The organism is Exiguobacterium sp. s192 (assembly GCF_018618795.1).
GTDB lineage: Bacteria > Bacillota > Bacilli > Exiguobacteriales > Exiguobacteriaceae > Exiguobacterium_A > Exiguobacterium_A undae.
On the sequence record NZ_JACSMS010000001.1, the window covers coordinates 384,829 to 410,228 of the forward strand.

A 25,400-nucleotide genomic window follows, 5' to 3' on the forward strand; every position below is an offset into this window, starting at 1 on the left:
CGAAGGAGGATATGATCCATGGATTTAAATGAATATTTAGGCTTGTTTCTCGATGAGTCAGTCGAACATTTACAAGCAATCAACTCAAGTCTGTTGATTTTTGAACAACGCCTCGATGACGAAGCCGTCATCGATCAGATTTTCCGTTCTGCCCATACATTAAAAGGGATGGCGGGAACGATGGGGTATGATGCGATTGCGGATTTGACGCATGAAATGGAAAGTGCTCTGGATTTAGTGCGCTCGAAAACGCAACCGGCGACGCCGGAATTGATTGATGTCTTGTTCGTCGCGGCGGAACAGCTCGAGACGATGGTAGAAGATATCAGTCAAGGCGGAACAGGGAAATTGGATGTGGCGGCGACCGTCGTCCGTCTCAAAAAATTCATTCAAGCGGATTCAGAAACAGAGGTGACTGAAGCTGAGACACTCATCCCGGTCTTGAAAAATTTTGAGTGTGATGTCTATTCCGAGTCGGTTGTCCGTCAATCAATGGCGTCGGGCTATCATGCCTATGTAATTACCGTTGAGTTGTCAGCGGATGTGATTTTGAAGGCAGCACGTGTGTACATGGTCTTTGACCGTCTTCAGAGTCTCGGGGATGTCATTTTGTCGAACCCGACATCTGACGAACTCGAACAAGAACAGTTTGAAACCAGTTTTGATGTCCTGTTCGTGACGATGAAATCGGAACAAGAAATTCAAGAAGGCATCAAGTCCGTCTCGGAAGTAGCCCATGTGACCATCCAACCGTTTGAAGCGCCGATTGAAGCGGTCGCAGCAACGGAAACATTGCTTGTCCCAACGACAAATGAGACGGCTTCCGTCAAGACAGTTGAATTGACGGAAGCGACGGAAGTTCAGGCACCGGTTGCAGCGAAGACGATTCGAGTCAATTTAGAGCGGATCGACCGATTGATGAACTTATTTGAAGAATTCATCATCGACCGCGGACGTTTGGAGCGGATTGCGGCGGAGGCCGGTTCGTCTGATTTGACGGAGACCGTCGAACGGATTAAACGGGGAACAAACGAACTACAATCGCTTGTCCTGACGTTGCGGATGATGCCGATCGAACAAGTATTCAACCGTTTTCCGCGGATGGTGCGGTCCGTTTCAAAAGATGTCGGGAAAAACATCAAACTCCACATTACTGGAGCGGAAACCGAACTTGATCGGACGGTTATTGACGAGATTGGCGATCCCCTCGTTCATTTGATTCGTAATGCAGTCGATCACGGAATCGAGAGTAAAGCCGACCGGATTTTAGCCGGAAAACCGGTGGAAGGAAATCTGTCGTTGCGGGCGTATCACTCCGGGAACCGTGTATTTATCGAAATTGAAGATGATGGAGCGGGAATCAACCACGAGCGTGTCACACAAATCGCGCTTGAAAAAGGGTTGGTGACGGACGAAGAAGCAGCGTTGTTAACGCCGGAAGAAGCATCAATGTTATTGTTTGCACCTGGGTTCTCGACGGCGGAAACAGTGACGGATCTGTCAGGACGCGGTGTCGGGCTGGATGTCGTTAAATCGAAAATCGAATCGCTTGGCGGTGAAGTGTTCGTCGAAACGAAGCGTGGAGCAGGCACCATCTTTAGAATCAGTCTGCCGCTGACGTTATCCATCATTTCCGCAATGTTAGTCAAATTGGGACAAGAAACATATGCCATTCCGTTGACGGCCATCATTGAGACGACCTCGCTCAAACAAGAGGCGATTTTACAAGCGCACCGGGAGAAAGTCTTTGATTTCCGGGGACAACTCGTTCCGTTGATTTCATTGAATCAAGTGTACGGATTGCCGCAAACGGATGCAGAAGCCTACTCCGTTGTCGTCGTAAGAAGCGGCGAAAAATTAGCCGGTCTGATTGTATCTGAATTGATTGGTCAACAGGAGATTGTCATGAAACCGCTCGGAAGTTATCTTGAAGGAATTCGTGCGATTTCCGGTGCGACGATTCTTGGCGACGGACAAGTGGCATTGATCATCGACAGTAATGCATTGTTACGAAAGTGAGGGAATGAAGAATGGAACAAAAATGGGTTGTCTTTCAACTAGAAGAAAATGCGTACGGAATTGATGTCCAATCTGTTCGTTCGATTGAACGGGTCATCCCGATTACACGTATCCCGAATGCGGCATCGTATGTCAAAGGTGTCATCAATCTGCGCGGCGTCGTGACACCGGTCATTGACTTACGGACACGGTTGGGTTTTGAAACAATCGACGAAACAGAAGAGACACGGATCATCATTGCGACACTGGAACACGGGGATGCCGGTTTTATCGTTGATCGAGCCAACGAAGTCGTCGAAGCGACCGATGTTCGGATTGAACCGTTGACGGATCAGAAACAGGATGAGTCCAGCTACTTGACCGCCATCGCTAAAGGGGAAAATCAATTGTTTTCGTTGCTTGAACCAAATCGTTTGTTTGAAGAGATCGTCCATGCTTAATCGGATGGAACAAGACGTCTTTCGGGAAATCGGCAATATTGGAGCTGCACACGCGGCAACGGCCTTATCGACATTGCTTGGACAACCGGTCGAAATCGAAGTTCCTTCAGCAGATTTGGAAAGCTTTTCAACGATCATCGAACGAGTGGGGGGAGCCGAGGCGTATACCGCCGGTGCACTCCTTCGCTTTTCGGGGGATATAAAAGCCTGTTTATTATTTTTAATGCCGCTCGAAGATGCAGAAAAATTGGTTGCCCAGTTGCTTCAACAGCCGTTTCGATTTTTCTCGGATCAGCATGCTTTGGGGGTTTCCGCGTGGGAAGAAATCGGCAATATTTTGATCGGCGCCTATGCCCGCTCGATTTCCGACTGGCTGAATCTATCGGTCCACGTGACTGTCCCGGCATCTGCTTTTGATATGGTCGGAGCAATTTTGGAAGTAGCCTTACTTGAGTCGACAAAATTTGGTAACATGGCAGTATACATTGATACACGTTTATCCAGTTCAGGGAATGACTTGAATGGTCATTTACTGTTATTACCTGAAGAGGGTGCGTTCACATCAGTATTCGAACGATTGGGTGTGGACATCGATGGATGAAGTCGTTCGGATCGGAATAGCAGAATATGCCGTCAGCCAAAAACCGATCATTCTTCGAACAGCTGGCTTAGGCTCTTGTGTCGGTGTCATCATTTACGATCAAGAACGTGGACTTTCCAGTATGGCGCACGTCATGCTGCCAGACTCCGCGATCAGTCGGAACGTTGCACTTGAAATCGGTAAGTTTGCCGATACGGCGGTCGTGGAATTAGCGCGTCGTCTTAGACACAGCGGTGCCATCCGCTTACGGGCGAAGATTGCCGGTGGCGCCCAAATGTTTCAATTCAAGTACGAACATGAATCGATGCGGATCGGTGAACGAAACATTGCGGCAGTCAAACTGGCTTTACGAAAAGCAAACGTCCCACTCGTTGCGGAAGACGTCGGGGGAACGAACGGTCGGACGATCGAGTTCCACTCCACTACTGGCCGACTCGTGATTCGGACAGTGAACGTCGGAACGCTGGAAATTTAGAGGAGGAATGGTCATGCGTGAGGAATTACAACAACTTTGGGATCAATGGCTATCGACGCGTGATATAGCGGTAGCTGACCGGTTACTTCTGAATTATGAACCTCTAGTTCAATACCACGTTCAACGTCTCAGTGCGACACTTCCGAAAAGTGTTGACCGTGATGAGTTAAAAAGTCTCGGGATGATGGGTCTGTATGATGCCTTACAGAAATTCGATCAAAACCATAACAATAAATTTGACACGTACGCCGCTTTTCGGATTCGTGGTGCTATTCTCGATGGACTGCGGAAAATTGATTGGTTACCTCGTTCGTTACGGGAAAAATCAAAACGCGTCGAAGCAGCGGTTGAAATTTTAGAACAGAGCCTCCAACGGACACCGACAATCGATGAAGTGTCTTCGATCGTCGAGATGAGTCCGGAAGAAGTGAAGACGGCGCTTGCAGAGAGTTATTTCGCGAACATCTTATCAATCGACGAAGCCGTGACGTTGCAGGATGAAGGAAAAGCAATGTCGGTCTCCTACCTGGATCCCGATGCCGCGACGCCGGAAGATACGTTACTGATGCGTGAACTGATTTCGAAATTAGCGGAAGAAGTCGAACAACTATCGGAAAAAGAACAGTACGTCGTGTCGCTCTTTTATTTTGAAGAGTTGACACTAACGGAAATCGGAGAAGTGTTGGGGCTGTCGACTTCCCGGATTTCGCAGATTCATTCCAAAGCGCTCCGGAAATTGAAACAGGCGTTAGGAAGTGCGTATCTTTCTGATCGTGTCGCGATGTGAAAGGAATAATGATGACACTCTTTTATATTTTACTTGCTGCACTCATGTGTTACGGTCTGTTGCTTTTATTTAAACAACAGGCAATATTGAAAGATCGGATTACGAATCTAGAACGTCAAAAACAAGAAACGGAAGAAATCTTGTTGCAATTTATGGAACATGTCAATGAATTGACGGGTACGGAAGCATCCGTCTCTTCTCCTCGACAAAACATCGAATTGATTGTACCGGCGGACGAAGACGAACGGCTAGCACCTCTTACAGAGGAAAAACCAGTCGAACTTGTTCCGGAAAAGCCGGTCTTTGATGTAAAACAACAGCTGGAGGAAGGGGCCGATCTGGATCAATTAGCCCGTTCCTTGAACCGGGGGGCGGGAGAGGTCGCCTTGATTGCCAAACTTTCTAAGAAAACGAAGGTTGCCCGGCGCTAATCTTTATGCTATATTAGTCTACGGTGTTAATTACGCACGCATGTATCGCCGGCTGCGGTGCCTTTAATAGGTTAGCTGGAACAACGATCATCGCGGAGGACATCCAAAACCCAAAAGGAGGAATTCATCATGGCAGTAATCTCGATGAAACAATTGTTAGAAGCTGGTGTACACTTCGGTCACCAAACACGCCGTTGGAACCCAAAAATGGCAAAATACATCTTCACAGAACGTAACGGAATCTACATCATTGACCTACAAAAAACGGTTAAAAAAGTAGACGAAGCTTACAACTTCATCCGTGAAGTAGCGTCTGAAGGCGGAAACGTTCTTTTCGTTGGTACGAAAAAACAAGCTCAAGACACTGTGAAAGAAGAAGCGATCCGTGCGGGTCAATACTTCATCAACGAACGTTGGTTGGGTGGAACACTCACGAACTTCTCAACAATCAAAAAACGGATTAACCGTTTAAAACAACTCGAAAAAATGGAAGAGAACGGTACATTCGAAGTTCTTCCTAAAAAAGAAGTCATCATTCTTAAAAAAGAAATGACTCGTCTTGAGAAATTCCTTGGCGGTATCAAAGATATGCCAGGCGTTCCAGATGCACTCTTCATCGTTGACCCACGCAAAGAGCGTATCGCGATTGCAGAAGCACACAAACTCAACATCCCAATCGTTGCGATCGTTGATACAAACTGTGATCCAGACGAAATCGACTACGTCATCCCAGCAAACGACGATGCGATCCGTGCAGTCAAATTGCTTACTGGTAAAATGGCTGACGCAATCCTCGAAGTTAAACAAGGCGAAGATAACGTAGCACCTGAAACTACTGAAGAAGTAGTAGCAGACGCTGAGTAATTCGTGATGCCAGGTGATAAAGGGAATTGACCTTTTATCACCTTTTTTTTGAAAATAAGGACGTTATAAGGAGGAATATCGAATGGCTATTACAGCAGCTATGGTAAAAGAACTTCGTGAAAAAACTGGTGCAGGGATGCTTGACTGCAAAAAAGCACTCGTCGAAGCAGACGGGGACATGAACGCAGCAATCGATTTCTTGCGTGAAAAAGGAATCGCGAAAGCAGCAGCAAAAGGCGATCGTATTGCAGCAGAAGGTTTGACAGCTGTCGCAGTTGACGGAAACAAAGCAGCACTAGTTGAAATCAACTCAGAAACAGACTTCGTTGCGAAAAACGAACGTTTCCAATCACTTGTTCAAAACATTGCAGACGCAGTACTCCGCAATGGTTCTGAAACGGCTGAAGCAGCAATTGCTTCTGAATACGAAGCAGGAAAAACAATCGACACATACATTTCTGAAGAAGCATCAACAATCGGAGAGAAAATTTCACTCCGTCGTGTGGCTCTCTTCGCTAAAGAAGACAACGCAGCATTCGGTTCTTACCTCCACATGGGTGGACGGATCGGTTCTGTTGTCGTCATCGAAGGAACAACAGACGAAGCTGTCGCAAAAGACGTTTCAATGCACATCGCTGCAGCACGCCCACTTTACGTGGACCGTTCTTCTGTCACAGAAGAAGAAAAAGCACGTGAAGAAAAAGTCTTGACAGAGCAAGCATTAAACGAAGGCAAACCTGCCAACATCGTTGAAAAAATGATTGCTGGTCGCATGAACAAATTCTACGAAGAGATCTGCCTCGTCGATCAGACGTTTGTTAAAGATCCAGACTTCAAAGTCGGTAAATACGTGGAATCAAAAGGCGGAAAAATCGTTTCATTCGTACGCTTCGAAGTTGGAGAAGGTATGGAAAAACGTGAAGAAAACTTCGCTGAAGAAGTTATGAATCAACTTAAAAAATAAGAATCAGGATTTCCTGATGACAAAAGAAGGAACACGTATGCTTCAATCCACTTTCGTGTGGAAGTGGGTCGTGTTCCTTTTTTACGGAATTTAGCAAGGGGGACATAGTCATGCAACCGAAATATAACCGGATTGTGTTAAAATTGAGCGGAGAAGCGCTCGCAGGAGATCAAGGGTTCGGAATCCATCCTGGAATTGTCAATTCAATTTCCAATCAGATTAAAGAATTGGTTGAATTGAACGTTGAAGTCGCTGTTGTCGTAGGTGCAGGAAACATCTGGCGCGGTAAAACAGGAGCAGAGCTTGGAATGGACCGGGCCAATGCCGATTATATGGGGATGCTTGCAACCGTCATGAACTCGCTCGCTTTACAAGATAGTTTGGAGTCGGTCGGTGTTGAGACACGCGTCCAGACGTCGATTGAAATGCGACAAGTTGCTGAACCGTACATCCGTCGTCGGGCAATGCGTCATCTTGAAAAAGGACGTGTTGTCATCTTTGCCGCCGGAACAGGGAATCCTTATTTCTCAACAGACACGACGGCAGCACTTCGGGCAGCTGAAATCGAGGCGGAAGTCATCTTGATGGCGAAAAACAACGTCGACGGTGTCTATTCTGCTGATCCGAATCTCGATCCAGAAGCGAAGAAGTTCGAAACGTTATCTTATCTGGATGTTTTAAAAGATGGCCTTCAAGTCATGGATTCGACAGCGACATCGCTTTGTATGGATAATGATATCCCGCTCATCGTCTTCTCGTTAATGGAAGAAGGAAACATTAAACGGGTCGTCATCGGTGATGAAATCGGGACACTCGTAAGGGGGAAATAATATGTCACAAGCAATCATGAAACAAGCAGAAGAACGGATGGAGAAAGCGCATCTGTCACTTAAAAAAGAACTCGCGACGTTACGTGCGGGTCGTGCCAACGTAGCGATTCTTGATCCGGTCCAAGTGGAATATTACGGTTCACCGACACCACTGAACCAGGTGGCGAACGTCAATACACCGGAAGCCCGCTTGATTTTGATCACGCCGTGGGATAAATCCATGGTAACGGAAATCGAAAAAGCGATTCAACGCGCTGATTTAGGGCTCGCTCCTTCATCAGACGGAACGGTGATTCGTCTTGCGATTCCACCACTGACAGAAGATCGTCGGAAAGAACTCGTGAAACTTGTCAAAAAGTACACGGAAGAAGGAAAAGTTGCTCTTCGGAACATCCGTCGTGATACAAATGAACAATTGAAGAAACAAGAAAAAGACGGAGCGTTGACGGAAGATGATCTTCGTGGTTACACAGAAGACGTTCAGACGTTAACGGATAAGTTCGTTAAATTGCTGGATCAAACGGCAACAGATAAAGAACAAGAAATCATGGAAGTATGACGCAATACGTCGTCATGTTGGGGACTCTTTGTCACACGAAGAGTCCCTTTCTTCTTAAACTAAACGAGGGGAGGAAGAAGTAAATGTTTCAATGGTTAAACCAGACTAAAGAAGTGATTGGACAACAAGTGCCTGAACATATTGCAATCATTATGGATGGAAACGGACGTTGGGCTAAAAAACGAGGCCTTCCCCGCATCATGGGTCATCGTGAAGGAATGAAATCCGTTCGAGAAGTCGTCCGGACCGCGAATGAATTAGGTGTCAAAAGTTTGACGTTATACGCCTTCTCAACCGAGAATTGGACACGTCCTGAAGAAGAAGTCAGTTTCTTGATGAAGTTACCGGCACAATTTTTAGAGTCCGATCTAAAAGATCTGAAGGAACGGAATGTGAAGGTCGAAGTAGCGGGCGAAGTTTCCCGTTTACCGATCTACACACGAGAAGCCGTCCAGCAAGCCAAAGAAGATACGGCAGGCAACACGGGATTACGATTGATTTTTGCCTTGAACTATGGCGGACGGGACGAAATCGTTCAAGTCATGCAGAAAATTGCCGAAAAGGTGCAGAGCGGTGTGTTGCTCCCTGAGATGATCACGAACGAAGTCATCGAACAAGAATTGATGACCGGTTCGATGACGGATGTCGACTTAGTCATTCGGACGAGCGGTGAGCAACGGCTGTCGAATTTCTTGTTGTGGCAGGCAGCGTACGCGGAATTTTACTTTACAGACGTCTTGTGGCCGGAGTTTCGGCGCGATCAGTTCCTGGCGGCGATCGAAGATTACAATCAACGGACACGTCGCTTTGGCGGAGTCTGACTAAACGAGGATATTGCTTATGAAAACACGAATTATTACCGGAATATGGGCAGGTGCGATCTTTTTAGGATTACTGTATTTAGGCGGCCTCCCATTCCTGGCATTTATGGCAGTTTTAACTGTGATCGGTTATACGGAATTAATCAAAATGAGGCAACTGTCGTTTAAGACGATTCCTGTCCTCTTATTCGGAGTTGGCACATTGCTCCCGTTCATCGGCATTTATGAACAGGCGAGTGCACAGACCCTCTCACTTGGTTTAACACCGCTTGCTTGGGGCATGCTGATTGTATTAATTGCTTTATTTTGGACGGTTTTTTCGAAAAATGTCTTCACGTTTGATGATGTGGCGTTTCTCTTGTTAACCTCTGTTTATGTAGGCGTCGGATTTGCGTCGTTTACGTATATCCGCCTGCTTGAAGACGGACTGGTCTTTTCGTTGCTGATCATTCTGCTGATTTGGTTTACGGATTCAGGTGCCTATTTTATCGGGAAAAGTCTCGGCAAAACAAAGTTGTGGCCTGCGATCAGTCCAAACAAAACAGTAGAAGGGGCAATTGGTGGAGTCGTACTCGCCATCGTGCTCGGACTTGTGTTTGAATGGATTCATCCGACAGTCGGTTTTGGACAAGTCGTCTTGTTGGCAATGATTGTTGCCGTAGTCGGTCAGTTGGGCGATTTGGTCCAATCAGCGTACAAACGTCACTACGGCGTAAAAGATTCTGGTGCGTTGCTACCGGGACATGGTGGCATTCTCGATCGATTCGACAGTATGATCATCGTCTTTACCGTACTGATCGTACTCGGTATATTCGGCTAAGGGGGAAAAACGATGAAACATGTCAGTATTATTGGTGGAACCGGTTCGATCGGAACACAAACATTGGATGTCATTTCAGCAAACCCTGATCGTTTTCAATTGGTCAGCTTTGCATTTGGTAAAAACGTACAAGTTGCGTTACCGTGGTTGAATCGTTTGCGTCCGGATCTCGTTGCCGTATTAGATGAAACGGTCAAGAGCGAGTTGGAAGCGGTTCTCGACTATACGCCGACGATTCTTGTTGGAGAAGCGGGATTAATTGCGGTCGCGACGGCAGAAGCAGCCGACATCGTGATCACGGCAGTTGTTGGGGCAGTGGGACTGCGTCCGACGCTTGCAGCGATTGAAGCCGGAAAAACAATCGGGTTGGCCAATAAAGAAACGCTCGTGACGGCAGGACACCTCGTGATGAAAAAAGCACGTGAAAAAGGCGTCATAATTCTTCCGGTAGACAGTGAACATGCGGCCATTTTCCAGTGTTTGAACGGGGAACGCCGTCAGGACGTCCGGCAAATTATTTTGACGGCATCAGGCGGGAGTTTCCGGGATCAGACGCGGGAAGAGTTGGCGAACGTAACCGTCGAACAAGCACTCGATCATCCAAACTGGTCGATGGGCGCAAAGATTACGATTGATTCGGCAACGATGATGAACAAAGGGTTCGAAGTGATCGAGGCCCACTGGTTGTTTGATGTCACGTATGATGAAATTGATGTCGTCATCCACCGCGAATCGATCATTCATTCGATGGTCGAATTTAATGACGGAGCGGTCATGGCGCAACTGGGAATGCCGGATATGCGTGAACCGATTCAATATGCCCTTACATATCCGTCCCGCCTTGAAATTCAAGGGGGAGAACGGTTAAACTTAAAACAAATCGGACGCCTGAATTTTGCGGAAGCTTCCTTTGAACGCTATCCACTGCTCCGTCTTGCGTTTGAGGCAGGACGTGCCGGTGGTTCGATGCCTTCCGTGCTGAATGCTGCGAACGAACAAGCCGTGGACCGCTTTTTAAAAGGGGAAATCAGCTTTTTAGAAATTGAAGCGAGCGTCGAGGCGGCCCTTCAAGCACACGAAAAAGTCGAAGATCCGTCTCTTGAACAAATCCTTACGGCGGACCGATGGGCACGTGCGTTTGTCGCGTCACTCTCACTCGCTAACTAAGGATGGGATAGCAATGACGACCTTTATATCAATCGTATTGATGTTCGGTGTATTAGTTGCCGTACATGAATGGGGTCACCTCGTAATGGCGAAACGCGCGGGAATTCTTTGCCGTGAGTTTGCCATCGGGTTTGGTCCAAAAATCTTTTCTTTTTTTAAAAACGAGACACTGTATACGGTTCGTCTTCTACCAATCGGCGGTTATGTCAAGATGGCCGGAGAAGAACCTGAATTTGTTGAAGTCAAACCCGGTCAAACGATTGGTTTGGCACTTCAAGACGGGGTCATCCAAAAGATGTATCTGGACCCGGCACACCCGAAGACTGATCAAGTCGTCACGGTTGAAAGCATCGACTTGTTGCATAAGTTAGAAGTAGTCGCTTTACAAGATGAGGTCTCGACCCGTTATCCGGTCTCAAAGACGGCATTCCTGGTCGAAGGACAAACGGAAACACAAATTGCTCCGTATGACCGGACGTTCGGATCGAAATCGGTCTTTAAACGGGTCTTAGCGATTGCGGCGGGTCCGGCGATGAACTTTGTCCTCGCGTTCGTCATCTTGTTTGGACTTGCTTTATATAACGGTTCACCAACCGGCGACAGTGTGATCGGAACGGTTCAAAAAGGTTCACCTGCCGATCAGGCGGGGCTTGTCGAAGGAGACCGGATCGTTTCCGTCAATGGTGATCAGACGGAGAAATGGACGGACTTGCGTGCCGGATTCCAAGATCAGGCCGGTAAAGAAACAACCGTCGTCTACGAACGGGACGGGCAAGAGAACACAACGGCGATCACACCAAAGGTCCAGCAACAAGGTGATCAAAAGGTCGGCATCATCGGCGTCACGAATGAGACTGAAAAATCATTCGGAACGGCTCTGCAGACCGGTGTTTCTGAAACATGGCGGATGTCAACGCTGATCGTCGGTGCTGTCGGCGATCTTGTGACAGGCGTCGTCGGTGTTGATCAATTGTCTGGTCCGGTCGGTATCGTCAAAATGACCGATCAAGTCGCAGACAGTGGTTTTTCGATGTTGTTGACATGGACAGCGTTGCTTTCGGTCAACTTGGCGGTATTTAACTTATTGCCGCTACCGGCTCTTGATGGTGGACGATTGTTGTTCCTCTTCCTTGAAGCGTTGCGTGGAAAACCAGTTGATCCGCAAAAAGAAGGGTTAGTCCACTTTGTTGGATTTGCGCTTTTGATGCTCTTGATGTTAGTCGTCACATGGAACGATATCCAGAAATTCTTTTAAATTATTAGTCAAAGGGGTTCACGACTCAAATGAAACAATCCAAACTATTTATGCCAACTTTGCGTGAAGTACCATCTGATGCAGAAGCCGTCAGCCACCAACTGTTGTTACGGGCAGGCTTCATGCGTCAAAATGCTGCCGGAATCTATTCTTACCTGCCGTTAGCCAAACGTGTCCTCGGCAAAATCGAGACGATTGTGCGTCAGGAAATGGAAGCGGCTGGAGCGCAGGAACTGTTGATGCCAGCGATTCAGCCGGCTGAACTATGGGAAGAGACAGGGCGTTGGGACATCTACGGTCCAGAATTGATGCGTCTGACCGATCGTCACGACCGCCGGTTTGCGCTTGGTGCTACTCATGAAGAATTGATCACATCGATTGTTCGTGATGAGTTGAACTCTTATAAAAAGCTCCCTGTTAACTTGTTCCAAATTCAAATGAAGTACCGTGATGAGCGACGCCCGCGTTTCGGATTACTCCGCGGACGCGAATTCATCATGAAAGATGCGTATTCGTTCCATGCGACACAAGAAAGCCTCGAGGACGAATATCAAAATATGTTTGATGCCTATACGAAAATCTTTACCCGTGTAGGACTCGAATTCCGTCCGGTCGTCGCCGACTCCGGTGCGATCGGTGGAAGCGGGACACACGAATTCCACGCGTTGGCTGCAATCGGAGAAGATACGATCGTCTACTCGGACCAGTCGGATTACGCGGCGAACCTGGAAATGGCGGAATCGGTTGATGCCTACACGAAACAAAATCAAACACCGGAAGCGCTCGAAGAAGTGCATACAGGTGAGGCGAAGACGATTGAAGCGGTCAGTGAAGTCTTAGGACTGCCTGCTGTTGAATCAATCAAAACGGTCATTTTCAAGACGGAACAAGGTCTCGTCATGGCGCTTGTCCGGGGAGATCATGAAGTCAATGACATCAAGCTGAAGAACTATCTTGGTGCACTGGACATCACGATGGCATCCGACGAAGAAATCGAACAGGCTCTTCATTCGACACCGGGTACACTCGGACCGATCGGAGCAGAGATGAAAATCGTTGCGGACTATGCCGTTCGGGCGTTGACGAATGCTGTTTGCGGTGCGAACAAGTCGGAAACGCATTACGTTCATGTTGATCCAAGCCGTGATTTCGAAGCGGAATATACGGACTTACGGTTTGTCGAAGAAGGTGATGTGTCACCGGATGGTGCGGGACACGTCAAATTTGCCCGCGGGATTGAAGTCGGACAAGTCTTCAAACTCGGCACACGTTACTCGGAAGGTATGAACGCAACGTTCCTTGATGAAGGCGGAAAAGCGCAACCGTTGATCATGGGTTGTTACGGCATCGGTGTTTCGCGGACATTATCTGCCGTCGTCGAGCAACATTACGATGAGCGTGGGATCATCTGGCCAAAAGCGATTGCACCGTTTGATGTTCATTTGATTGCCGTCAACGGAAAAAATGCTGATCAGATGCAAGTCGCAGAAACTGTGTATCAAGAACTGACGGATGCTGGATTTAGCGTGTTGTTTGACGATCGAAAAGAACGAGCGGGTGTGAAATTTGCTGATGCAGACTTGATCGGCTTACCTGTTCGAATCAATGTCGGTAAAAAAGCACCGGAAGGAATCGTTGAACTCAAAGCCCGTCGCGGGGGCGAGGCAGAAGAGATTGCACAAACAGATCTTCTTGAGGCTGTTCGTTCGCTTTATGAAGGTTTAGAATAAACTATGGGAACGGTCACTTTTCGTAAAGTGACTGTTTTCTTGTCTCACACCCATTCGCCCCTTGGGCAATCTGCAAGAGGAGGAGGAGTGGCTGTCACGGTGTGAAGCGATAACGACAGCACAAATGCGAGTGGATACACAACAACGCATGGCGCTCTTAATGAGCGATTTGGAATTACCGACGGGGATCGTCGAAGAATATTTTACCGATGCCTCGCTCGAAAAATTACGTGTTCAAAAAGCAACCGCGACGTGGACCTTCCATATCCGGATTGCACAAGTTTTACCCCAAAACGTCTATCAGATGTTTTACAGCCGTCTCAAAAGCCGTTACCAACAATTTGCGGAAGTCAAATTGTATCTGGAATCGGAGGGACGCCCGGATGCAAAACTGTTTATTGATTACTGGCCCTATATCGTCGAAGACTTGGCGGATGCCTCATCCGCGATGCGGAATCATCTCAGCCGTGTCTTGCCGGAGTATCGCGACCATAAATTATTTATCCCTGTTCGAAGTGAGCCGGAAGCCGGCTTTCTCAAAAATGATCTATGCGGCGAAATGCAACTCTTGTACGGCGCATACGGTTTTCCAAAATTCAATTGTGAACCGGTCGTCCAAATGGATCAGACAACGCAAGAAGCGTTACGCAATCAAGTGAAACAAGAAGATATTGAAGAAGCGAAACGGATGCTCGAACTTCAATTCAAGCGGGAACAATCACGCGACGACGATGAGGGACCGGTCGATATTCGAATCGGAAAACCGATTCAAGATGAAGTCGTCCCGATCAAGACGATTCAAGACGAAGAACGCCGGATTGCGATCCGTGGTCTCGTCTTTTCAGCTGAGAGCCGCGAACTGCGGAGCGGAAAAACGATCTTTACGTTCAAACTGACGGACTATACCGATTCTTTGGTCGTCAAGATGTTTGCGCGGGATGAAACCGATGTCAAAATTTTGTCAGCGATAAAAAAAGGCATGTGGATCCAAGTCGCAGGTCGGGTTGAGTTTGATACGTTCCTACGCGATTTATGCATGATGATCGCGCAATTATCTGAAGTCAAGATGGAGTTGCCGGCCGATCCATGGGCGGGCGAGAAGCGTGTCGAATTGCATGCCCATTCCCAAATGAGTCAGATGGATGCGGTCATGAACGTGACGAAATACGTCGAACGTGCGGCAGCATGGGGACACCCGGCAGTTGCCATCACAGATCATGCCGGAGCGCAAAGCTTCCCGGATGCGTACTATGCCGGAAAGAAAAACGATATCAAGATTTTGTACGGCATTGAAGCGAACGTCGTCAATGACGGGGTGCAAGTCGCGTATCATCCGGTCGATCAGGAGTTAGAGAAAGCAACGTTCGTCGTGTTTGACGTCGAGACAACCGGATTGTCTGCGATGTATAACAAAATCATTGAGCTCGCGGCAGTCAAAATTTACGATGGGGATGTCATCGACAAGTTTGAAGCGTTTGCGGATCCGAAACATTTGTTATCAGCGACGACAATCGATTTAACCGGCATCACGGATGAGATGGTACGAGGGAAACCGGATCCGGAGCAAGTCGTTAAAGAGTTCATGGACTGGGCGGGAGATTCGATCCTTGTTGCCCACAATGCCTCATTTGATATCGGGTTCTTGAATGCGACGTTACGGTCCGGCGGTCACGACGAGTCACTGTTACCCGTCATTGATACGTTGGAGCTCGCACGTGTCCTGATGCCAAGTCTTAAAAATCACCGGCTGAATACACTTGCGAAACGGTTTGATATCGAATTGACCCAGCATCACCGGGCGATTTATGATGCGGAAGCGACCGGATACTTGATGCTCAAGTTACTCCAAATGGCGGATGAGATGTTTAACATGAAAACCCATCTTTCGCTCAACCGGGAAATGGGGAAAGATATTTCGCGGGCCCGTCCATACCATGCGACGGTTTATGCGAAAAATCGGACCGGACTTAAAAACCTGTACCGCTTGATTTCACTGGCGCATACAAAACACGTCCACCGTGTCGTTCGGACACCGCGCTCGCAACTCGTTGCGCACCGAGAAGGTCTTCTGATCGGTTCGGCTTGTGACAACGGCGAAGTGTTTGATGCGGCACTCAATAAATCAGATGAAGACTTGGCGAAGGTCATGCGTTTTTACGATTTTATCGAAATCCAGCCTCCTGCCATGTACGGACACTTGATTGAACGGGAAATCGTTCAAAATGAGTTGGAATTGCGGGAACTGATCAAAAAAGTCATTCGCGTGGCTGAAGAAAATGATATTTTGCCGGTTGCGACAGGAAACGTCCATTACCTCGATCAACATGATGCGACCTACCGGGAAGTACTGATTCGGACGCAAGGCGGCGCCAACATGTTGAACATGCGAAAACAATTGCCGCCGGCCCATTTCCGGACGACGCAGGAAATGATGCATGACTTTAAGTTTTTAGGACCGGATATGTCAGAGCGGCTTGTCATCACGAACAGCCAACAAGTGGCCGACTGGTTTGAAAATATCGATATCATTCCAAAGGATTTGTTTACGCCGAAAATCGAAGGGGCCGACGAGGAAGTCCGGTCACTGTCTTATGATATGGCGCATCAGATTTACGGGGATGTGTTACCGGAAATCGTTGAAGCACGTCTTGAAAAAGAGTTGAAATCGATCATCGGTCACGGATTTGCCGTCATCTATTTGATTTCGCATAAACTCGTTAAAAAATCACTTGATGACGGATATCTCGTCGGTTCCCGTGGTTCCGTCGGTTCCAGCCTCGTGGCGACGATGACGGAAATCACGGAAGTGAATCCATTGCCGCCGCATTATGTCTGTCCGAATTGTAAAGAATCGGAATTCTTTGATGACGGGTCGGTTGGTTCGGGATTCGATTTACCGGATAAAGCATGTAAAACTTGTGATGTCCCATTGATTAAAGACGGACATGATATTCCGTTCGAAACATTCCTTGGTTTCAAAGGGGATAAAGTACCGGATATCGACTTGAACTTCAGTGGGGAATACCAGCCTAAAGCCCATGCTTACACGAAGGTCTTGTTCGGGGACGACTATGTCTACCGGGCGGGCACGATCGGTACGATTGCCGAAAAAACGGCGTATGGTTACGTCAAAGGGTACCAGTCTGAAAATGATCTTAATTACCGGAATGCCGAAGTAGACCGGCTGGTCAGTGGTGTGACCGGCGTCAAACGGACGACGGGGCAACACCCGGGCGGAATCATCGTTGTGCCGGATTACATGGACATCTATGACATCAGTCCGATTCAGTTTCCGGCGGACGACATGGGCTCCGAGTGGAAAACGACTCACTTTGACTTCCACTCGATTCACGATAATCTGTTGAAGCTCGATATCCTCGGACATGATGATCCGACGATGATCCGTATGTTACAGGATTTATCCGGACGCGATCCGAAAACGATTCCCGTCGATGATGCGGAAGTCATGAAGATCTTTAGCTCGACGGAATCGATTGGTGTGACGCCGGAACAGATTGACTCGAAAACTGGAACACTCGGGATTCCGGAGTTCGGGACAAAGTTTGTCCGTCAGATGCTGGAAGAAACGAAACCGACGACGTTCTCAGAGCTCGTCCAGATTTCCGGTCTGTCCCACGGGACGGACGTTTGGCTCGGAAATGCCAGTGAATTGATCTACAACGGAACGTGTGAACTGAAAGACGTCATCGGATGTCGGGATGATATCATGGTCTACTTGATTTATGCGGGTCTTGAACCGTCGCTTGCCTTCAAAATCATGGAGTCGGTCCGAAAAGGAAAAGGACTTTCGATTGAGATGGAAGAAGCGATGATTGAAAACCATGTGCCGCTCTGGTACATCGACTCATGCAAAAAAATCAAGTATATGTTCCCGAAAGCCCACGCCGCGGCATACGTTCTGATGGCTGTACGGATTGCCTACTACAAAGTGCATCATCCGATGTACTATTACGCGTCATACTTCACGGTCCGGGCCGGTGATTTCGATATCGGGGCAATGAACAAAGGGTCGGCTGCCGTCCGAAAAGTCTTACAAGACATCAAGGACAAGGGATTCGAAGCGACAGCGAAAGACAAAGGACTTTATACCGTTCTTGAAATCGCACTCGAAATGATTGAACGCGGCTTTACGTTTAATAAAGTGGATCTTTATAAATCAAGCGCGTCCGAGTTTCTGATTGACGGCGACACGTTGTTACCGCCGTTTGATGCTGTGACCGGTCTTGGGACCAACGCGGCAAAACAGATTGTCGAAGCCCGAAAAGGGGGCGAGTTCTTGTCAAAAGAAGATTTGCAAAAACGCGCTAAATTATCAAAAACAATTATTGAAACACTCGATAATCTCGGTTGTCTAGAAGGTCTTCCGGATGAAAACCAACTCTCTTTATTTGACCTCTAAAGCCTTGCGGATACTTGCTTACACCGGTTCATTATGCTATATTGAGTGAGGAAATGTTTTTTATACTACGACTTGGAAGGAGTAGGGGGACCTGCTCCTTTCTTGTTTGTTTTTTGAAGGAGGATGAAGATGACGAACGTAACTGAGAAGGTCGAACTGCTCGCAAAACCGATCGTAGAACGAGAGGGGATGGAGCTTGTCGACGTCGAATTCGTCAAAGAGGGGGCGGATTGGTTCCTACGTGTCTCCATCGATAAGGAAGGTGGCGTTGACCTGGAAGACTGTGTCAACATCAATGAAAAGTTGTCAGAAGCGTTGAATCAAGACGATCCGATCGACGAACCCTACTATTTGGATGTTGCCAGCCCGGGTGCCGAACGACCGCTTAAAAAAACCGAGGATTTCGAGAAGGCGATTGGGAAACATGTCTACATCAAGACCCATGATCCGGTCAAGGATGCAGTAGAGTTCGAAGGAACTTTACTTTCGTATTCCGAGGAAATGCTTGAACTCGAAGTCCGTGTGAAGACACGCAAATTGAAAATTGAAATACCGGTGAACAAGATCGCGATGGCGCGGCTTGCGGTAGTGTTCTAAGGAAAGGAAGAGAACGATGGGACCACAGTTACTTGAAGCAATCGAACAAATCGCAAAAGAAAAAGAGATCGATAAAAATATCATCATCGATGCGCTGGAACAGGCATTGATTTCCGCTTACCGTCGCAATTTTGGAAAAGAGTCGGAGGCAGTGAAGGTCGAGTTCGACCAGAAGACCGGAGACATCCGTGTCTTTGCGCTTAAAGAAGTCGTCGAACGGTTAACACAACCGGAAGAACAGCTTTCACTCGAAGAAGCGCATGAAATCGACCCGACGTATGAACTGGGCGATTTCCACAAGGTTGAAGTCACACCAGGTGATTTTGGACGGGTTGCAGCGCAGACGGCCAAACAAATCGTGACACAAAAGATGCGTGAAGCCGAGCGCGAACGGATTTACAATCATTTCGCCGATCGTGAAGATGAGATCATGACGGGGATGGTCGAACGTCAAGATGCCCGTAATCTGTACGTCAATCTCGAAGGTATCGAGGCTGTTTTGACGACGCATGAACAGATGCCGAACGAACGCTTCGGGATTCGTGAATACATTAAAGTGTACGTCACGAAAGTGGATCCGATGGTCAAAGGATCAGGCGCATCGATTCTTGTCTCGCGGACGCATCCAGGCTTGTTAAAACGTCTGTTTGAAATCGAAGTACCGGAAATCGCAAGCGGCGAAGTCGAAGTGAAATCAGTGGCACGTGAAGCTGGTGATCGTTCGAAAATCGCAGTGGCTTCTGATGAAATCGATCCGGTCGGCGCATGTGTCGGTCAAAAGGGCGCACGTGTCCAACGGATCGTCAACGAGTTGAACGGGGAAAAAATCGATATCGTCCGGTATTCGGATGATCCAAAAGAGTACGTTGCCAACGCTTTGAGCCCGGCACAAGTCGTCGCCGTCTATGTCAATGAGCCGGCGAAAGCAACAATCGTTGTCGTACCGGACTTCCAATTGTCACTCGCAATCGGGAAACGTGGTCAAAATGCCCGTCTTGCAGCGAAATTGACAGGATGGAAAATTGACATCAAGAGCGAATCGGAAGCGGAATCGATGGAACTCAAGGATGTGTTCTTGAAAGTCGAGCCGGCTTCAGAAGCAGTTGACATGGAAGCGGTCCAAGTCGAAGGCGAGGAATAATTCGTGCAAAAGAAGGTACCATTACGTAAATGTGTCATCACACAAGAAATGCGTCCTAAAAAAGACTTAATTCGGGTCGTCCGGACACCTGACAGTGAGGTTGTCGTCGATCTTAATGGTAAAATGAATGGGCGAGGCGCCTATTTGACGAAAGATGCCACTGTCATTGCGACAGCAAAAAAGAAACGCACACTCGATCATCATCTGAAAGTCAAGACGACAGATGCATTATACGATCAATTGCTTGCGATCGCGGGAGGTACACATGAGTAAATGGGAATCGCTCCTTGGTCTCGCGAACCGAGCGCGGAAAGTGACGACTGGAGAAGAACTCGTACTGAAAGAAGTACGGGGGGGACAAGCCAAACTCGTCCTCTTAGCAGCAGATGCGGGGGCTGCCACGCGTAAGAAAGTGACGGATAAATGTACAAGTTATCGTGTTCCGTACATTGAAGTCGGAGATCGAAACATTCTTGGACATGCACTTGGGAAAGACGCGCGTGTTGTCGTGTCAGTCAATGAAGCCGGATTTGCGAAAAAGCTAACGGAACTCCTCTCGAACGATTAACTGGAGGTGGATCTTTTGGGTAAACGTGTATACGAATTCGCGAAAGAACAGAACGTAACGAGTAAGCAGGTCATCGCCCAGCTCGAAAAACTGGAAAAACCGGTCAAGAACCATATGGCGGTTTTAGATGAACAGACAGTACAGCAACTCGACAAAGTATTTAATCCCGAGAAACATCGGGTCCAAAAAACGGAGGCTCCAAAACAAGTGAAATCAGATAATAAACCGAACAGACCAGGAACATCTAACAAACCAGCAGGGAACCAATCACGTAATACAAAAGGCGGACGTCCAGAATTCGGCAACCGCAACAACCGTGGCGGCAAACGTCGTCCACAGAAAAAAGCAGAACCACGCAAATTAGAAGTAGCAGATCCAAATTCAAAATCAAGTCAACGAAAAGCGGCACGTCGTGCGCAAGAAGAAGCGATGGCGAACGTCGTTCAATACGCGGATAACTTGACGGTCGGCGAACTCGCTGAAAAAATGGACAAAAAACCAAACGAACTCATCATGAAATTGATGGGAATGGGTGTGATGGCGACAATCAACCAAGATCTCGATGATGAGACGGTTGAATTGCTTGCATCTGACTTCGGATTTGAAGTCGAGAAAACAGTTAAAGTCGATGAAACAGACTTTGATGCATATGAACTGAACCTCGATAACTACGAATTGTCAGAACGTCCACCGGTCGTTACGATCATGGGACACGTCGACCACGGTAAAACGACATTGCTTGACTCGATCCGAAACACAAAAGTCACAGCAGGCGAAGCCGGCGGAATCACGCAGCACATCGGTGCGTACCAAGTTGAAATCGAAGGAAAGAAAATCACGTTCCTTGATACACCAGGTCACGCCGCCTTTACAACAATGCGGGCACGTGGAGCAGATGTCACCGACATCGCCATCATCGTCGTCGCAGCAGATGACGGTGTCATGCCGCAGACGGAAGAAGCCATCAGTCATGCGAAGGCAGCTGGAGTTCCCATCATCGTCGCTGTCAACAAAATGGATAAAGAAGGCGCAAATCCGGACCGTGTCAAACAAGAATTGACGGAGTTCGAACTCGTAGCCGAGGACTGGGGCGGCGACACGATCTTCGTACCTGTTTCAGCACTAAAAGGCGACGGAATCGATGAGTTGCTTGAGATGATTCTGCTTGTCTCAGAAGTTCAAGAATACAAATCAACACCTGACATGCACGGACGCGGAACGGTCATCGAAGCGAAACTCGACAAAGGACGTGGACCGGTCGCAACATTGCTCGTCCAACACGGAACACTTCGTGTCGGCGATCCAATCGTTGTCGGTCACACATTCGGTCGGATCCGGGCGATGGTCAACGATATCGGTCGTCGTGTCAAAGAAGTCGGTCCGTCGACACCAATCGAAATCACAGGATTAAATGATGTGCCAAAAGCGGGCGATCAATTCTTTGCTTTTGAAGACGAGAAAAAAGCACGTCAAATCGGTGAAGCACGTTACCAACGTGAAATCGAAGCGCAACGTCGTGATTCGGCGAAAGTCAGCTTAGAAGATCTCTTCGACCGCATCAAAGAAGGCGAAGTCAAAGACCTCAACATCATCATCAAAGGTGACGTTCAAGGTTCTGTCGAAGCCCTTGCCGGTTCACTCAAGAAAATTGATGTCGAAGGTGCTAAAATCAACATCGTTCACTCGGGTGTCGGTGCGATCACAGAAGGTGATGTCATCTTGGCTTCAGCAGCTAACGCCATCATCATCGGCTTTAACGTCCGTCCGGATGGTAACGCGAAGTCAATGGCAGACCAAGAGAAGGTTGAGATTCGTCTCCACAAGATCATCTATAACGCGATTGAAGAAATCGAACAAGCGATGAAAGGTCTCCTTGATCCTGAATTCGTCGAGAAAATTATCGGTCAAGCGGAAGTTCGTGACGTCATCAAAGTCTCGAAAGTCGGAACAATTGCCGGTGGTTATGTCACTGAAGGTAAGCTGACTCGTTCAGCAGGTGTCCGTGTTGTCCGTGACAGCATCGTCATCTACGAAGGAAAACTCGATACGTTACGCCGCTTCAAAGACGATGTCAAGGAAGTTGCTGCCGGGTACGAGTGTGGGATCAAGATTGAGCGTTACGACGATATCAAAGTAGACGATGTCATCGAAGCGTTCGTCATGGAAGAAGTCAAACGGAAGTAACAGAACGGATCAGAATCCGAACTGGAGGGATATAGAATGAGCGTACGTTCAAATCGTGTAGCAGAACAGGTGCGTAAGGAAATTACGCAGATGTTGATTAAAGATGTGAACGATCCACGGGTCAAGGCGGTTACGGTAACAGGTGTTGAAGTCACCGGTGACTTGCAACAAGCAACGATCTTTTATTCGGTGCTCGGTGATGGGACAGTGCGTGAAGAAGCACGTGTCGGTCTTGAAAAATCAAAAGGGTTCATGCGTAAAGAAATCGGATCACGGATTCGTTTACGGAAGACACCTGAACTGATTTTTGAGATTGACACATCAGTCGAGTACGGATCACGAATCGACGAGTTGCTCCGGAACTTGAACAAGGATTAAACAGGACAAGGGCAACCACAGGCGTGGTTGCCCTTTTTTAGGAGGGAATGAATAAGATGGAACCAATAGGTGTATTACCGTTAGATAAGCCGGCCGGCATGACGAGCCATGATTGTGTGTTTCGATTGCGTCGTCTTTTTCAAACAAAAAAAGTGGGGCATACGGGTACGCTTGACCCAGAAGTGACGGGTGTTTTACCGATCTGTCTCGGACGAGCGACGAAGCTCGCCCGTTTCATTACAGATGAAGGAAAACGCTATGCAGCGGAAGTGACGATCGGGTACGCGACGACGACGGAAGATGCGCACGGCGAGACCGTTCGGGAAACACCGGTCGAACCGGGCACCATTTCACAGGAAGACATTGACGGGATCTTACAACAGCTGACCGGTCAACTGCAACAGACACCACCTTATTATTCGGCTGTCAAAGTGAACGGGAAAAAATTGTACGAATACGCCCGTAAAGGAATTGAAGTCGAACGCCCGACACGCATCGTCCAAATTGATACACTCGAGCGGACGTCCGAAGTGACCTTTGAACAAAACGTCTGTCGTTTCCGGATCGAGATTGCCTGTGGAAAAGGAACGTATATCCGGACGCTTGCCGTAGAGATTGGCGAACGTTTAGGGTACGCCGCTCATATGAGCGACCTCAGACGGACGAGTTCAGGTGCGATGTCTGAAACAGAGGCAGTGACGCTTGCGACACTGGAAGCATGCGAAACGGTTGAAGAACGGATGCAATACGTGTTACCGATTGAACAGGTCATTCAGAAATGGCCCCGCTTGACGGTTGATGCGGAAACAGCAGGGCGTGTGCTCAACGGTGGTAAACTATCAGGCATTCCGGTCGAATTTGATCGGTTTACTGTCTATAATGAAGAAGGAACACCATTGGCAATTTATCGGCTCGATCCGGACATCAAGATGGGACGCGTCGAGGTCATGCTACAAATCGATTAGGATCGGAGAGATCAGAATGGACATCATTCATTTAACATATCCAGAAAGACCGGTGGAGGATCCGGCGGTCATCGCATTAGGTTTTTTTGATGGCGTGCATCTTGGACATCAGCAGGTGTTACAAGAAGCTTTAACAGAAGGGCGAAAACGAAACGTTCCGGTTGCGGTCATGACGTTTGATCCCCATCCAAAACAAGTGCTCGGTCAAGGAACGGAGCAGGTTCGCTACATTACTCCACTCGACCGGAAACTCGAAAAGATGAAACAACTTGGAATCGATCGTGTCTATGTCATTGAGTTCACCGTGGCATTCTCTGAACTCTCTCCCCAAGAATTCGTCGATCAATATCTGATTGCTGCAGGTGCAGTTCATATCGTTGCCGGTTTTGATTACTCGTATGGCCGGTTTGGAGCCGGAAAGATGGCGACGCTCGATTTTCACAGCCGGGGACGATTTGATCATACGATTGTATTGGAACATCAAGCGCAGGATGAAAAAATCAGTTCGACACGGATTCGCCAGTTGCTCGCTGCGGGAGCTGTCTCAGAAGCGGCTACGTTGTTGGGTGAACCGTACCAAACCAAGGGAATCGTCATTCACGGGGACGCGAGAGGCAGACAAATCGGGTTTCCGACAGCAAACATCCGTCCCGAATTCGCCTATGTCATCCCTAAACTGGGTGTCTATGCCACGTTTGTTCATTTAGAAGACGGGCGAAAATATCCGGCGATGACAAACATCGGACGCCGTCCGACGTTTTATGAAACGGGAGAAGTCAGCATCGAGACACACCTGTTACAATTTGATGAAGATTTGTATGGCCAGGAACTAAAACTCGAATGGATGGCTTACTTACGGGACGAACAAGCGTTTGACGGTATTGAGAGCTTAAAAAACCAGCTCGCACACGATAAAATTGAAGCAATGCAGGCATTAACGGTTTGACAGACGGTCATCGGTTCGATATGATGAGTCAGTACGAATACGTACAGCCGGTTGGCTTGGCATCAGGTCTCACCATCCGATGCTCGGCAACACGGTCATTCAAAAGATGGAGGTGGAGTGACAATGGCACTCACTAAAGAACGTAAAAACGAAATTATCGAAGCTTATGCTACGAAACAAGGCGATACTGGTTCGCCGGAAGTACAAGTTGCTGTTTTAACTGAACAGATCACAACTTTAAACGATCACTTACGTACACACAAAAAGGATCACCACTCACGTCGTGGTCTCTTGAAAATGGTTGGTCGTCGCCGTAACTTGCTCACATACCTTCGTAACAAGGATGTTTCACGTTACCGTTCATTGATCGAGCGTCTTGGTCTTCGTCGCTAATCGGAACAGATCAACAAGGAAGCAGGAGCATCGTCTCCGGCTTCT

25 protein-coding genes are annotated in these 25,400 nt (G+C 48.0%); all 25 read left to right on the forward strand.

The annotated features are described in order from the left end of the window. Positions 1 to 18 precede the first annotated feature (18 nt). The 25 genes from KNP87_RS01905 to rpsO all read left to right on the forward strand — a co-directional run bounded on the left by KNP87_RS01905 (position 19) and on the right by rpsO (position 25,355). Complete coding sequence (locus tag KNP87_RS01905) at positions 19 to 2,019, forward strand: chemotaxis protein CheA (RefSeq protein WP_214720651.1); 2,001 nt, start codon at positions 19 to 21, stop codon at positions 2,017 to 2,019. 11 nt (positions 2,020 to 2,030) lie between these two features. Continuing rightward, positions 2,031 to 2,459 carry a chemotaxis protein CheW gene (locus KNP87_RS01910; protein WP_026832651.1) on the forward strand — a complete coding sequence of 143 codons (429 nt, stop codon included), beginning with the start codon at positions 2,031 to 2,033 and terminating at the stop codon, positions 2,457 to 2,459. Then, complete coding sequence (locus tag KNP87_RS01915; RefSeq protein ID WP_026832652.1) at positions 2,452 to 3,060, forward strand: chemotaxis protein CheC; 609 nt, start codon at positions 2,452 to 2,454, stop codon at positions 3,058 to 3,060. Before KNP87_RS01910 ends, KNP87_RS01915 begins: the two co-directional genes overlap by 8 nt. After that, entirely contained in the window at positions 3,053 to 3,535 is a 483-nt protein-coding gene (locus tag KNP87_RS01920) for a chemotaxis protein CheD (protein WP_026832653.1), read from the forward strand. The genes KNP87_RS01915 and KNP87_RS01920 overlap by 8 nt, the downstream gene beginning before the upstream one ends. Before the next feature lie 13 nt (positions 3,536 to 3,548). Next, complete coding sequence (locus tag KNP87_RS01925; protein WP_026832654.1) at positions 3,549 to 4,322, forward strand: FliA/WhiG family RNA polymerase sigma factor; 774 nt, start codon at positions 3,549 to 3,551, stop codon at positions 4,320 to 4,322. Positions 4,323 to 4,333: 11 nt separating this feature from the next. Beyond that, a complete protein-coding gene (locus KNP87_RS01930) occupies positions 4,334 to 4,753 on the forward strand; it encodes a hypothetical protein (RefSeq protein ID WP_026832655.1) in 420 nt (139 codons plus the stop codon). A 129-nt stretch (positions 4,754 to 4,882) separates the two neighbouring features. Then, the gene (rpsB, locus tag KNP87_RS01935) at positions 4,883 to 5,617 is read left to right on the forward strand and encodes a 30S ribosomal protein S2 (protein WP_012370721.1); all 735 of its coding nucleotides are present in this window, start codon (positions 4,883 to 4,885) and stop codon (positions 5,615 to 5,617) included. A gap of 82 nt (positions 5,618 to 5,699) precedes the next feature. Next, positions 5,700 to 6,581, forward strand: a complete 882-nt coding sequence (gene tsf / locus KNP87_RS01940; RefSeq protein WP_214720652.1) for a translation elongation factor Ts — start codon at positions 5,700 to 5,702, stop codon at positions 6,579 to 6,581. Positions 6,582 to 6,691: 110 nt separating this feature from the next. Beyond that, on the forward strand, positions 6,692 to 7,411 hold the full coding sequence (pyrH, locus tag KNP87_RS01945) for a UMP kinase (RefSeq protein ID WP_026832657.1): 720 nt from the start codon (positions 6,692 to 6,694) through the stop codon (positions 7,409 to 7,411). A 1-nt stretch (position 7,412) separates the two neighbouring features. Continuing rightward, the gene (gene frr / locus KNP87_RS01950; protein ID WP_014970659.1) at positions 7,413 to 7,970 is read left to right on the forward strand and encodes a ribosome recycling factor; all 558 of its coding nucleotides are present in this window, start codon (positions 7,413 to 7,415) and stop codon (positions 7,968 to 7,970) included. A gap of 83 nt (positions 7,971 to 8,053) precedes the next feature. Beyond that, positions 8,054 to 8,791 (forward strand): undecaprenyl pyrophosphate synthase, encoded by a 738-nt coding sequence (locus tag KNP87_RS01955; RefSeq protein WP_026832658.1) that lies wholly within the window; start codon positions 8,054 to 8,056, stop codon positions 8,789 to 8,791. A 19-nt stretch (positions 8,792 to 8,810) separates the two neighbouring features. Continuing rightward, positions 8,811 to 9,611, forward strand: coding sequence for a phosphatidate cytidylyltransferase (locus KNP87_RS01960; protein WP_026832659.1), 801 nt, complete (start codon positions 8,811 to 8,813; stop codon positions 9,609 to 9,611). 12 nt (positions 9,612 to 9,623) lie between these two features. After that, on the forward strand, positions 9,624 to 10,778 hold the full coding sequence (locus KNP87_RS01965) for a 1-deoxy-D-xylulose-5-phosphate reductoisomerase (RefSeq protein WP_214720653.1): 1,155 nt from the start codon (positions 9,624 to 9,626) through the stop codon (positions 10,776 to 10,778). Positions 10,779 to 10,791: 13 nt separating this feature from the next. Then, entirely contained in the window at positions 10,792 to 12,033 is a 1,242-nt protein-coding gene (gene rseP, locus KNP87_RS01970) for an RIP metalloprotease RseP (protein ID WP_026832661.1), read from the forward strand. 29 nt (positions 12,034 to 12,062) lie between these two features. Next, positions 12,063 to 13,763 (forward strand): proline--tRNA ligase, encoded by a 1,701-nt coding sequence (locus tag KNP87_RS01975; protein ID WP_214720654.1) that lies wholly within the window; start codon positions 12,063 to 12,065, stop codon positions 13,761 to 13,763. A gap of 124 nt (positions 13,764 to 13,887) precedes the next feature. Then, the gene (locus KNP87_RS01980) at positions 13,888 to 18,183 is read left to right on the forward strand and encodes a PolC-type DNA polymerase III (RefSeq protein ID WP_214721025.1); all 4,296 of its coding nucleotides are present in this window, start codon (positions 13,888 to 13,890) and stop codon (positions 18,181 to 18,183) included. Between the two features lie 129 nt (positions 18,184 to 18,312). Further along, positions 18,313 to 18,780: a ribosome maturation factor RimP gene (rimP, locus tag KNP87_RS01985; protein WP_026832664.1), complete on the forward strand. Its 468-nt coding sequence runs from the start codon at positions 18,313 to 18,315 to the stop codon at positions 18,778 to 18,780. A 16-nt stretch (positions 18,781 to 18,796) separates the two neighbouring features. Next, positions 18,797 to 19,921 (forward strand): transcription termination factor NusA, encoded by a 1,125-nt coding sequence (gene nusA / locus KNP87_RS01990; protein WP_026832665.1) that lies wholly within the window; start codon positions 18,797 to 18,799, stop codon positions 19,919 to 19,921. 3 nt (positions 19,922 to 19,924) lie between these two features. Then, positions 19,925 to 20,194, forward strand: coding sequence for an RNase P modulator RnpM (gene rnpM, locus KNP87_RS01995; protein ID WP_026832666.1), 270 nt, complete (start codon positions 19,925 to 19,927; stop codon positions 20,192 to 20,194). Continuing rightward, entirely contained in the window at positions 20,187 to 20,489 is a 303-nt protein-coding gene (locus tag KNP87_RS02000; protein WP_012370708.1) for a YlxQ family RNA-binding protein, read from the forward strand. Before rnpM ends, KNP87_RS02000 begins: the two co-directional genes overlap by 8 nt. Before the next feature lie 15 nt (positions 20,490 to 20,504). Then, positions 20,505 to 22,673, forward strand: coding sequence for a translation initiation factor IF-2 (gene infB / locus KNP87_RS02005; protein ID WP_026832667.1), 2,169 nt, complete (start codon positions 20,505 to 20,507; stop codon positions 22,671 to 22,673). Positions 22,674 to 22,709: 36 nt separating this feature from the next. Next, positions 22,710 to 23,051, forward strand: coding sequence for a 30S ribosome-binding factor RbfA (rbfA, locus tag KNP87_RS02010; RefSeq protein ID WP_214720655.1), 342 nt, complete (start codon positions 22,710 to 22,712; stop codon positions 23,049 to 23,051). A gap of 56 nt (positions 23,052 to 23,107) precedes the next feature. Continuing rightward, on the forward strand, positions 23,108 to 24,016 hold the full coding sequence (gene truB, locus KNP87_RS02015; protein ID WP_214720656.1) for a tRNA pseudouridine(55) synthase TruB: 909 nt from the start codon (positions 23,108 to 23,110) through the stop codon (positions 24,014 to 24,016). Positions 24,017 to 24,032: 16 nt separating this feature from the next. Continuing rightward, positions 24,033 to 24,962: a bifunctional riboflavin kinase/FAD synthetase gene (locus tag KNP87_RS02020; RefSeq protein WP_214720657.1), complete on the forward strand. Its 930-nt coding sequence runs from the start codon at positions 24,033 to 24,035 to the stop codon at positions 24,960 to 24,962. 123 nt (positions 24,963 to 25,085) lie between these two features. Beyond that, positions 25,086 to 25,355, forward strand: coding sequence for a 30S ribosomal protein S15 (gene rpsO, locus KNP87_RS02025; protein WP_012370703.1), 270 nt, complete (start codon positions 25,086 to 25,088; stop codon positions 25,353 to 25,355). Positions 25,356 to 25,400 lie beyond the last annotated feature (45 nt).